We start from the raw sequence: 10,005 nt of genomic DNA on the forward strand, positions 1-10,005 counted from the left end.
CCCGGGTCCGGCGACCGGGGTGTCCCCCGGCCGGTCGGGTCCGGCACGATGCCGGGCATGACCTCTCAGATCGGCGTCACCGGCCTCGCCGTCATGGGTGCGAACCTGGCCCGCAACCTCGCCCGCCACGGCCACCAGGTCGTGCTGCACAACCGCACCAAGGCGCGGACGGACGCGCTGATGGCCGCGCACGGCGGCGAGGGCGACTTCGTGCCGACCACGACGACCGAGGAGTTCGTGGCCGCGCTGCAGCGCCCCCGCAGCATCCTGATCATGGTGCAGGCCGGCCCGGCGACCGACGCCGTGATCGACGAGCTGGTGCCGCTGCTCGACGAGGGCGACATCGTCATCGACGGCGGCAACGCGCTGTTCACCGACACGATCCGGCGGACGAAGGCCCTGGCCGAGCGCGGGCTGCACTTCGTCGGCACGGGGGTCAGCGGCGGCGAGGAGGGCGCGCTCAACGGCCCGAGCATCATGCCCGGCGGCTCGGAGGAGTCCTACGCCATCGTCGGGCCGATGCTGGAGAGCATCGCCGCGGTCGTCGACGGCACACCGTGCTGCACGCACGTGAGCACCGACGGTGCCGGCCACTTCGTGAAGATGGTGCACAACGGCATCGAGTACGCCGACATGCAGCTGATCGCCGAGGCCTACGACCTGCTGCGGCGCCGGCTCGGGCTCTCGGTGCGGGAGATCGGCGACGTCTTCGCCGGCTGGAACGAGGGCGACCTCGACTCCTACCTGATCGAGATCACCGCCGAGGTGCTCCGCCACGAGGACGCCGCGACCGGGCAGCCGTTCGTCGACGTCGTCCTCGATCAGGCCGAGCAGAAGGGCACCGGCCGGTGGACCGTGCAGTCGGCGCTCGACCTCGGGGTGCCGGTGAGCGGCATCGCCGAGGCGGTGTTCGCCCGCGCGCTGTCCGGCCACGCCGAGCAGCGGGGACCCGCGCAGAAGGTGCTGCCCGGCCCGGCGGCCGAGCCCGAGCCCGTCGAGGACCGCGACGGCTACATCGAGGCCGTCCGCCAGGCGCTCTACGCCTCCAAGGTGGTGGCCTACGCGCAGGGCTTCGACCAGATCGCCGCCGGCGCCAAGGAGAACGGCTGGGACATCGACCGCGGCGCGCTGGCCACCATCTGGCGCGGCGGGTGCATCATCCGGGCCCGGTTCCTCGACCGGATCCGCCAGGCGTTCGCCGACGACCCGGACCTGCCGACCCTGCTGGTGCACGACTACTTCCGCGACGCGGTCGCCGCCGGCCAGGACGGCTGGCGGCAGGTGGTCGTCGACGCCGCCCGCTACGGCATCCCGGCTCCCGGCTTCGCCAGCGCACTGGCCTACTACGACGGGTTGCGCGCGGAACGGCTGCCCGCGGCGCTCATCCAGGGGCAGCGCGACTTCTTCGGCGCGCACACCTACCGCCGCGTCGACCGGGAGGGCTCCTTCCACACCTTCTGGGGCGCCGACCGGCGGGAGGAGCCGAGCTGAGCTACCGCACGAGCATCCCGGCGTCGACGGGCAGGGCGACGCCGGTGATGTAGCGCGCCTCGCCGGAGGCGAGGAAGGCCACGGCGGCGCTGATGTCCTCGGGCTCGACGAGCATCACGTCGAGCAGGTTGGCGACGTCCTCGGTCGGCTTCGGCGGCTCGTGCTCGAAGCCGCCGCCGAAGAGCTCCTCGACGGCGGGGTTGAGCACCATCGGGGTGGCGACGCCGGACGGGTGGACGGAGTTGACCCGGACGCCGTGCGGCGCTAGCCAGGTGGCGAAGGTACGCATCAGCCCGACCACGCCGTGCTTGCTGGCGACGTAGCCGTCGTCGCCGCCGCGCCCGCTGCCGCCCCGGCCGGTGAGCCCGAAGACCGAGCTGGTCAGCACGATCGCGCCGCCCCGCCCCTGCTCGATCAGCACCGGTGCGGCGGCCTGCACGGTGTTCCAGACGCCGACGAGGTTGACGTCGAGCTGGTCGCGGAAGGCCTGCCGCGGGTCGGCGGCGCGGTCCATGAGCCCGATCCCGGCGTTGGCCAGGACGACGTCGAGCCCGCCGAGCTCGGCGACGCCGTCCCGCACGACCTGCCCCAGCGCCTCGGGGTCGCGGACGTCGACCTGCGCGGTGACCACCCGCCGGTCCTGCGCTTCCACCAGCCGGGCGGTCTCGGCGAGATCGGCGGGGGTGGCCAGCTCGTAGGCGACGGTGGGGATGCCGGCGCACAGGTCGACGGCCAGGACGTCGGCGCCCTCGCTCGCCAGCCGGACGGCGTGGCTGCGGCCCTGCCCGCGGGCGGCACCGGTGATGAACGCGATCTTCCCGTCGAAGCGACCCATGTCAGCACCGACCGCCGACCGATCCGGGACTCATCGGGTCACCCGTGCCCGTGTTCGGCCCGGACGGCCGCGCGGGCCTCGGCGTAGCGCACGACCTCGAAGCAGATGAGCGCGACCAGGACGGCGGCGAGCACGCCCAGCTGGGCCAGCGCCGGTAGCGTCCCCACCGCGAGCGGCGCCAGCAGCAGGACGACGACGGTCACCGCGCGCGGCCGGTTGATCGAGCCGACGTTGCGCTCACGGAAGGCCAGGTGCGCCAGCAGGTAGACGGCCACGCCGGCGTAGAGCGCCCACAGCGGGGTGCCCTTCAGCGGGTCGGCCAGCGTGTGGTGGCCGGTGTCGGAGACGTACTCGGCGACCTTCTTCAGGCCGAGGGCCAGGTAGATGATGCCGGCGACCATCGGGAAGTGCAGGTAGGTGTAGGAGTCGCGGGCCAGCCGGACCCGCTCGGCGCCCTGCTTGCCGCGGAGCACCCGCTCGGCGACCGGCGCGACGACGTCGAAGTACAGCCACCACAGCGCGACGCTGACGGTCAGCCCGAGCAGGGCGGCGACGATCGTGGGCACGGTGACCGGCAGGTCGCTCGCGCCGACGCCGACCGCGATCAGCGACTCCCCCAGCGCGATGATCACGATCAGGCCGTACCGCTCGGCGAAGTGCCCGGGCGCGGGCAGCCGCCAGCCGCCGCCGAGCAGGTAGACGCCCGAGTAGTCGACGATCAGCGCCAGCGCCCACAGCGCGGTCTGCGCCGCGCCACCCAGCACCGCCCCGACCACCAGCAGGACGGCGGCGGCACTCACCGGCACCGCCGTGCGCAGCACCGTCCGCCGCAGCGCGGCGTCCCCGCCCGCGGCGATCACGTAGACCGCGAGATGCCCGAGCCGGACCAGCGCCAGGCAGACCGCCAGCAGCACCGGGGCGCTGATGCCCCCGCCCTCGTCGCCCCACGCCTCGGGGATGGCCAGCGCGACCAGGAACAGCGCGGCCATCGCGACGATCACGGCCGCGCGCACCACGCCCTCGTCGGCCCGCGCCTGGTTGCCCAGCCAGGCGTAGCTGCACCACGCCCACCACAGGAGCAGGAGCAGCACGAGGCCGCGCAGCGCGCCGCGCCAGCCGAGGTCGTCGGCCATGAACGCGGTCACCTGGGTGATCGCGAAGACGAAGACCAGGTCGAAGAAGAGCTCCAGCGTCGTGACGCCGGAGCTCTCGCTCGTCGGCCGGATCCAGATGTGGCCCCGGCGCGGGCGCCCGTCGGCCCCGTGCGGCGCTGCCTCGGCCGTCACGGGCGGGCGACCCCCCGCGTCACCGGCACCCCGCTCACCGGCTCGCCGTTCACCGGCACCCCGTTCACCGCCCCCTCCTTCGCCGACCCGTCGCCGGCCCGCGTGGCGGCGCCGGCGGTGGTGCGCAGCCGCAGCCGCGCGGAGCTGTTCTTCTTCAGCGGGACCGCCCGGCCGGCGGCTGCCAGACCCGCCTCGGGCAGGTCGCTGTAGATGGCCTCGTACTCGCCGGCGCGCACGAGGAAGGTCTCGTGCCAGATGCCGGTGCGTCCCCTCGGATCCCGCCGGTACCAGTTGAGCCAGGCTTCCCGGTGCAGGAGCTCCTCGTCGCGCGCGAAGGCCTCCAGGTGCTCGAAGCTGCGCCAGTACTGGACGATCGTGGCGAAGCCCATGCGGTAGCCGAGCAGTCCCTTCTCCGGGTGCTCGGTCAGGTAGTCGAGCATGGCCTGCATCCCGCGCCGCCGACCGCCGAGGTCCAGGAAGCTCCGCACCGCCAGCCACGGCTTGTTCAGCCGCGCGCCGATGAGGAACACGACGAAGTCGCCGTCGATCTCGGCGGCGTACTGACCGCGGTGGATCTGGGCCATCGGGGCCTCTCCTCTCGTCCGCGCCCCCCGAGCGGACGCCGGTCATCGTGGGAGGTGTGCGCCGCCGGCCTCCAGAGCCGCCCACCCCTGGAGGACCGGCCCGGCTGCCCGGCGGCGCGCCGGAGGCACACGGTCAGCCCGCTGTCGCGCTCCGACACGACACCCGGCCCCGGTCAGGCCCGCCACGTGCCCGGCCGTGGCTGGCACTCCGGCCCGCACGGGTAGCCGTCGTCCCACGGGAACGTGCCCTCCCGGTGCGGCCAGGCGAGCTGGTAGGCGGGCACCGAGAACTCGTCGGGGCGGTGGTAGAAGCGGTTGGCGCCGAAGAGGATCTCGCCGGGGTTCGGCAGCTCCTCCACGACCAGGCTGCCCGCCCAGTCGGGCCAGGTCAGCCGCTCGCCGGCCACCAGGTCGCGGCCGCCGACGACCAGCCGCGCCGCCCGGTCGAGGTGGTGGTGGGTGGGCTCCTGGCTCAGCCCCACGATCACGAGCTCGGGATGGCCGAGGCCGAACAGGCCGGTCGTGTAGCCGAAGGCCGGCTCGGCGGGCCCGTCGCCCCAGACGTAGGTCACGGTGAAGCGGTGCTCCCGGATCATCCGGGCGGTGTGCGCGTCCTCCTGGTCGAGCCAGGCGGTGAGCTGCGGATCGGTCGTCATGGGCGGAAGGGTGCGCGCGGGCACCGACAACCGGACCGGAGCCGATCCGGATCTGTGGACGACGCCCGCCCCTGTGGACGGGCGGCCCCGTCAGCCGCCGTCCGCGGCCCCCGGCCCACCGCCGTCCTGGCTCACGGCAGGACGTCCTACCTCACGGCAGCGGGTCCTCCCTCACGTCCCACCGTGAGGGAGGAGCCCCTGGGATCAGCTCACCTGATCATGGGCGCACCGACGGCGGCGTCAGCGGCCGTCCGCCTGCGCGGCCCGCTTGCGTCGCTTGCCCTCGTGCATGGCGGCCACCCGGGCGACCGGGATGGTGTGCCCCTCCGCGACCAGGTCGGCCGGCAGCTCCTGCGGCTCCGGCAGGGCCGCCGCCCACGGATCGGCGTCCCCGAGCCGCCCGGCCGCGGTCGTGACGGTGACGTCGCCGGGGCGGGCGTCGGCGAGCGCGTCCCACGCGACCGGCGTCGACACCGGCAGGCCGGGCCGGATCCGCGGGCTGTAGGCGGCCACGATCGTCGACGAGCCCGAGCGGGTGGAGTCGAGGAAGACGCGGCCGTGCCGGTCCTCCTTGATGTACGCCGTCGTCGCGAGCTCGGGGTCGTGCGCGGCGGCGCGCGCCGCCAGCGCCCGGGTGGCCGCGGCGACATCCTCGGGGCCGGAGCCGCGCACCGGCACCACGACGTGCACGCCCTTCGAGCCGCTGGTCTTGACCGCGCCGGCCAGGCCGCTGTCGTCCAGCGCCCGCCGGACCAGCCCCGCGGCCTGCACCACCACGCCGAACTCGGCGCCTTCGGGCGGGTCCAGATCGATCACCAGGCCGGTGGGCTCGGCCTCGGCGCCGGCCCGGAAGAACGGCACGTGGTACTCCACCGCCCGCTGGTTGGCCAGCCACAGCAGGGTCCGCCGGTCGTCGCAGAGCACCTGGTGCACCTCGCGGTTCGCCCCGAAGGACCACACCGCGACGGTGCGCACCCACTCCGGCGCGCCCTTGGACACGTTGCGCTGCATGAACGGCGCCTGGCCCGGGCGCACCCGCTTCACGGACAGCGGCCGCCCCGCCAGCTGCGGCAGCAGGCGGTCGGCGAAGGCGTCCACGTAGTCGACCAGGTCCCCCTTGGTGACCTCGAGGCCGTCGCCCAGCGGCGCGTCGAGGCTGCTCAGCGCGACGCCGTCCCGCTCCTCGTCGCTCACCGCACCTCCTCAGACGTCGTACGAGGCACCCGGCGCCACCAGCTCGGCCGCCGAGAAGGCCGACCGGGCGTGCGACAGCTGCGCCCCCGCGTCCACCCAGGCCGGCACGTGCGTGACCAGCAGCCGGCCGACGCCGGCGGCCGCGGCGTGCTCGCCGGCCTGCCGGCCGGTCAGGTGCAGACCGGAGGGCTGGACGCGGTCGCCGTCGGGCTGCGCCGCCTCCGCGAGCAGCACGTCCGCGCCCCGGGCCAGGTCGATCACCTCGGGGCTCGGCCCGGTGTCCCCGGTGTAGACCAGCGAGCGACCACCGGCGGTGAGCCGGATCGCGTAGCACTCGACCGGATGGGCGGTGCGGGCCAGCGCCACCTGGAACGGGCCGATCTCGAGCGTGCCGGGGCCCACCGGGACGAAGTCGAACACGTCGCTGAGGCCGTCGCCGTCGAGGTCGTAGGCCAGGGCCAGCCGGCGCTCGGCACCCACCGGCGCGTAGAGCGGCACGAGTCGCCGGCCCGACCGGCCCGAGTACCGGTGCCACACGACGAACGGGGCGACGTCGAGGCAGTGGTCGGCGTGCAGGTGGGAGAGGAAGACGGCGTCGACGGCCGCCGGGTCGATCACCGTCTGCAGGGTGCCGAACGCGCCGTTGCCCAGGTCGAGCACCAGCCGGAAGCCGTCGTGGTCGACCAGGTAGCAGGACGCCGGGGAGTAGGGGCCGGGTGCGCTCCCCGAGCAGCCGACGACGGTGAGCCTCACGCGGCGCCCACCGAGGAGGCGTGCAGCACCGCGCCGACCTCCGGCCCGAGGAAGCGGCGGCCCAGCCGGGCGAACGGTTCCGGGTCGCCCGTGGCGAGGAAGAGGTGCTCGGGCGGCGGGGCGTCCTCGTCGCGCAGCAGGTCGGCGCGGGTGAGCACCCGGTAGACGTCCTTGGCGGTCTCCTCGGCGCTGGAGACCAGCGTGACGTCCTCGCCCATGACCAGCGAGATCACGCCGGTGAGCATCGGGTAGTGCGTGCAGCCGAGGACGACGGTGTCGACGCCGGCCACGAGCAGCGGGTCGAGGTAGGACTGCGCTAGGCCGAGCAGCTGGCGGCCGCTGGTGACCCCGCGCTCGACGAAGTCGACGAAGCTCGGGCAGGCCGCGCTGGTGACCTGGATCTGCGGGGCGGCGGCGAAGGCGTCCTCGTAGGCGCCGCTGGTGACCGTGGCCTGGGTGCCGATCACGCCGACCCTGCCGTTGCGGGTGGCCGCGGTCGCCCGGCGGACGGCGGGCAGCACGACCTCCACCACCGGGACGTCGTAGCGCTCGCGGGCGTCGCGAAGCGAGGCGGCGCTGGCGGAGTTGCAGGCGACGACGAGCATCTTGACCCCGCCGGCCACGAGGTCGTCCATCACCGCGAGCGAGTGCCGGCGCACCTCGGCGATCGGCAGCGGGCCGTAGGGACCGTGGGCGGTGTCGCCGATGTAGCGGACCGCCTCGTGCGGGAGCTGGTCGAGGACCGCCCGGGCGACGGTGAGCCCGCCGACCCCCGAGTCGAAGATTCCGATGGGGGCATTCGGCCCCGGCTGCGTCGTCCTCATGTCGCAGGTCAGGCTAGCCGTCGGCGCCGACAGAGCGCGGTCCGACGGCCGGGAGAGCCGTTCGCGTGCGCGAAGGGCCCCCTCCCGTCCCGGGAGAGGGCCCTCGTGGTGCACCGGCGGCCGTCAGCCGGACAGCCGGCTCCGCAGCAGCGCCTTGCCCTGCTCGGCGCCCTTGCGGCTGTCGGACTGGGCCTTGCGGAACAGCTCCGCTGCCTCGTTGTCGCCGTCGCGCTCGGCGTCCTGGATGTAGGTCTCCAGCCGCAGCGCATTGCTCAGGCACTGCTCGGTGAACCAGATGAGGTTGTAGTCCTTGTCCTTGGTGCCGGTGACTCCGCCGGTCTCGCTCGTGGCTGTCATCTGCATTGCCCCCTCGTCTCAGGCGACTGCGGAGAGATGCGCCGGTGCCGCGGCACCCACGCACCGACTAGTGCAGCGCACCCGACCGGCGGGCGCCACTCAGGCCCAGAGCTGACCCTCGAGCTGCGCGGTCGCCTCCTCCAGGGTGCCCGCGTAGGCGCCGGTGGACAGGTACTTCCAGCCGCCGTCGGCCACCACGAAGCAGATGTCGGCCCGCCTGCCCGCCGCGACCTCCTTGTCGGCGATGCCGAGCGCCGCGTGCAGGATCGCGCCGGTGGAGATGCCCGCGAAGATGCCCTCCCGCTCCACCAGCTGGCGGGTGCGGTGGATCGCGTCCTCGGGGCCCACCGAGAAGCGGGAGTCCAGCAGGTCGGGATCGTAGAGCTCGGGGATGAACCCCTCGTCGATGTTGCGCAGCCCGTAGACCAGCTCGCCGTAGCGCGGCTCGGCGGCGATGACCTGCACCTCGGGCTTGTGCTCACGGAAGTAGCGCGAGCAGCCCATGAGCGTGCCGGTGGTGCCGAGCCCGGCGACGAAGTGCGTGATGGACGGCAGGTCGGCCAGGATCTCCGGCGCCGTCCCGTCGTAGTGGGCCTGCGCGTTGGCCGGGTTGCCGTACTGGTAGAGCATCACCCAGTCGTCGTGCTCGGCGGCCAGCCCCTTGGCGACGGCGACGGCCTGGTTCGAGCCGCCCGCCGCCGGGGAGGAGATGATCTGCGCGCCGTACATCTCCAGCAGCTGCCGCCGCTCGATGGAGGTGTTCTCCGGCATCACGCAGATGAGCCGGTAGCCGCGCTGCCGGGCCACCATCGCCAGTGAGATCCCGGTGTTGCCGCTGGTCGGCTCCAGGATCGTGTCGCCCGGCTTGAGCTTCCCCTCCTTCTCGGCGCTCTCGATCATCGAGATGGCGGCGCGGTCCTTGATGGACCCGGTGGGGTTGTGGTCCTCGAGCTTGGCCCACAGCCGGACGTCGGGGGTCGGCGACAGGTTGGGCAGCCCCACGAGGGGCGTGCCCCCGAGGGAGTCGACGAGCGAGGCGAAGCGGGCCATGAGAACTCTTCCGGACGAGGTGACGGGCGGGGGTTACCCCGTCAGCAGCCGCCCGCGACCGCCGGCAGGATCGTCACCGAGTCGCCGTCCTTGACCTCGGTGTCCAGCGCACCGGTGAAACGGACGTCCTCGTCGTTGACGTAGACGTTCACGAACCGGTGCAGCTTGCCCTCCTCGGTCACCAGGCGGTTCTTCAGACCGGGGTGCTTGCTGTCGAGGTCGTCGACGAGCGCGGCGAGGGTGCTGCCGCTGCCCTCCACGGTCTTCGCGCCGCCGGTGTGGGTGCGCAGGATGGTCGGGATCCGGACCTCGATGGCCATGGGTTGCGGTTCTCCTCGGAAGGGTGGGGGTCGCTGCGCAGAGTGCGCCGGCGATCGTGGCAGGTCGACCGGGGCAACGCCTCGTCGCGCCGGGGGATTCCGACGGCGAGGCGGATCACCCGTCAGTCGTAGACGACGGTCGTCGGCGAGTGGCCGAACAGGTAGGACTCGACGACCTCGACGTCCTCCTCGCGGACCTCGCCGTCGACGATGCGGAAGCTGCGGAACTCGACCTGGTCGCCGGCCAGTCCCGTCTCGGCGCCGTGGTGCCGGGTGGAGACCAGGACGTAGTGCGCGTTCGGCTCGGAGGCGTAGCTGATGTCGGTGCGCGAGGGGTAGGCCTCGGTGGCGGTGTGCGAGTGGTAGATGACCACCGGCTCCTCGTCCCGGTCGTCCATCTCCCGGTACAGCTTCAGCAGGTCGGCCGAGTCGAACTCGTAGAAGGTCGGCGACCGGGCCGCGTTCAGCATCGGGATGAACCGCTCCGGGCGGTCGCTGCCCTCGGGGCCGGCGACGACGCCACAGGCCTCGTCCGGGTGGTCGTCCCGGGCGTGGGCCACGATGGCGTCGTAGGTCGCGCGGTCGATGCGCAGCACGCCGCCAGTCTAGGTGGGCGTTCCGAGGGCCCGGCCGGACGGCCCGGCCGGGCCGCGGG

12 protein-coding genes are annotated in these 10,005 nt (G+C 73.7%); 1 reads left to right on the plus strand and 11 read right to left on the minus strand.

Features of this window, described 5'->3' with window-relative positions; all coding sequences use genetic code 11:
* Nucleotides 1-57 precede the first annotated feature (57 nt).
* Nucleotides 58-1,491, plus strand: coding sequence for an NADP-dependent phosphogluconate dehydrogenase (gndA, locus tag ACWIYF_RS21360; RefSeq protein ID WP_448624830.1), 1,434 nt, complete (start codon nt 58-60; stop codon nt 1,489-1,491).
* A 1-nt stretch (nt 1,492) separates the two neighbouring features.
* Here the strand turns inward: gndA and ACWIYF_RS21365 are convergent, their stop codons facing one another.
* From ACWIYF_RS21365 to ACWIYF_RS21415, 11 genes are all read right to left on the minus strand, one after another.
* The gene (locus ACWIYF_RS21365) at nt 1,493-2,326 is read right to left on the minus strand and encodes a mycofactocin-coupled SDR family oxidoreductase (protein WP_448624831.1); all 834 of its coding nucleotides are present in this window, start codon (nt 2,324-2,326) and stop codon (nt 1,493-1,495) included.
* Between the two features lie 38 nt (nt 2,327-2,364).
* Nucleotides 2,365-3,612, minus strand: a complete 1,248-nt coding sequence (locus tag ACWIYF_RS21370) for a low temperature requirement protein A (protein ID WP_448624832.1) — start codon at nt 3,610-3,612, stop codon at nt 2,365-2,367.
* Complete coding sequence (locus tag ACWIYF_RS21375; protein ID WP_448624833.1) at nt 3,609-4,196, minus strand: DUF4188 domain-containing protein; 588 nt, start codon at nt 4,194-4,196, stop codon at nt 3,609-3,611. The genes ACWIYF_RS21370 and ACWIYF_RS21375 overlap by 4 nt, the downstream gene beginning before the upstream one ends.
* Before the next feature lie 173 nt (nt 4,197-4,369).
* A complete protein-coding gene (locus ACWIYF_RS21380) occupies nt 4,370-4,852 on the minus strand; it encodes a DUF4262 domain-containing protein (protein WP_448624834.1) in 483 nt (160 codons plus the stop codon).
* Nucleotides 4,853-5,092: 240 nt separating this feature from the next.
* On the minus strand, nt 5,093-6,046 hold the full coding sequence (locus tag ACWIYF_RS21385) for a DNA polymerase domain-containing protein (RefSeq protein WP_448624835.1): 954 nt from the start codon (nt 6,044-6,046) through the stop codon (nt 5,093-5,095).
* A 9-nt stretch (nt 6,047-6,055) separates the two neighbouring features.
* Nucleotides 6,056-6,799 carry an MBL fold metallo-hydrolase gene (locus ACWIYF_RS21390; protein WP_448624836.1) on the minus strand — a complete coding sequence of 248 codons (744 nt, stop codon included), beginning with the start codon at nt 6,797-6,799 and terminating at the stop codon, nt 6,056-6,058.
* Nucleotides 6,796-7,623 carry a glutamate racemase gene (gene murI / locus ACWIYF_RS21395; protein WP_448624837.1) on the minus strand — a complete coding sequence of 276 codons (828 nt, stop codon included), beginning with the start codon at nt 7,621-7,623 and terminating at the stop codon, nt 6,796-6,798. The genes ACWIYF_RS21390 and murI overlap by 4 nt, the downstream gene beginning before the upstream one ends.
* A gap of 123 nt (nt 7,624-7,746) precedes the next feature.
* Entirely contained in the window at nt 7,747-7,980 is a 234-nt protein-coding gene (locus ACWIYF_RS21400) for a hypothetical protein (protein WP_448624838.1), read from the minus strand.
* A 99-nt stretch (nt 7,981-8,079) separates the two neighbouring features.
* Complete coding sequence (locus ACWIYF_RS21405) at nt 8,080-9,030, minus strand: PLP-dependent cysteine synthase family protein (protein ID WP_448624839.1); 951 nt, start codon at nt 9,028-9,030, stop codon at nt 8,080-8,082.
* Nucleotides 9,031-9,071: 41 nt separating this feature from the next.
* Nucleotides 9,072-9,350 carry a MoaD/ThiS family protein gene (locus ACWIYF_RS21410; protein ID WP_448624840.1) on the minus strand — a complete coding sequence of 93 codons (279 nt, stop codon included), beginning with the start codon at nt 9,348-9,350 and terminating at the stop codon, nt 9,072-9,074.
* Nucleotides 9,351-9,472: 122 nt separating this feature from the next.
* On the minus strand, nt 9,473-9,946 hold the full coding sequence (locus ACWIYF_RS21415; protein ID WP_448624841.1) for a Mov34/MPN/PAD-1 family protein: 474 nt from the start codon (nt 9,944-9,946) through the stop codon (nt 9,473-9,475).
* Nucleotides 9,947-10,005 lie beyond the last annotated feature (59 nt).

Source organism: Geodermatophilus sp. URMC 64 (assembly GCF_053502555.1).

Excerpts from the sequence above, each read along its gene's own strand:
- ACWIYF_RS21400 (WP_448624838.1), bottom strand. The coding sequence starts at position 7,980 with ATGACAGCCACGAGCGAGACCGGCGGAGTCACCGGCACCAAGGACAAG.
- murI (WP_448624837.1), bottom strand. The coding sequence starts at position 7,623 with ATGAGGACGACGCAGCCGGGGCCGAATGCCCCCATCGGAATCTTCGAC.
- ACWIYF_RS21410 (WP_448624840.1), bottom strand. The coding sequence starts at position 9,350 with ATGGCCATCGAGGTCCGGATCCCGACCATCCTGCGCACCCACACCGGC.
- ACWIYF_RS21380 (WP_448624834.1), bottom strand. The coding sequence starts at position 4,852 with ATGACGACCGATCCGCAGCTCACCGCCTGGCTCGACCAGGAGGACGCG.
- gndA (WP_448624830.1), top strand. The coding sequence starts at position 58 with ATGACCTCTCAGATCGGCGTCACCGGCCTCGCCGTCATGGGTGCGAAC.
- ACWIYF_RS21365 (WP_448624831.1), bottom strand. The coding sequence starts at position 2,326 with ATGGGTCGCTTCGACGGGAAGATCGCGTTCATCACCGGTGCCGCCCGC.
- ACWIYF_RS21375 (WP_448624833.1), bottom strand. The coding sequence starts at position 4,196 with ATGGCCCAGATCCACCGCGGTCAGTACGCCGCCGAGATCGACGGCGAC.
- ACWIYF_RS21405 (WP_448624839.1), bottom strand. The coding sequence starts at position 9,030 with ATGGCCCGCTTCGCCTCGCTCGTCGACTCCCTCGGGGGCACGCCCCTC.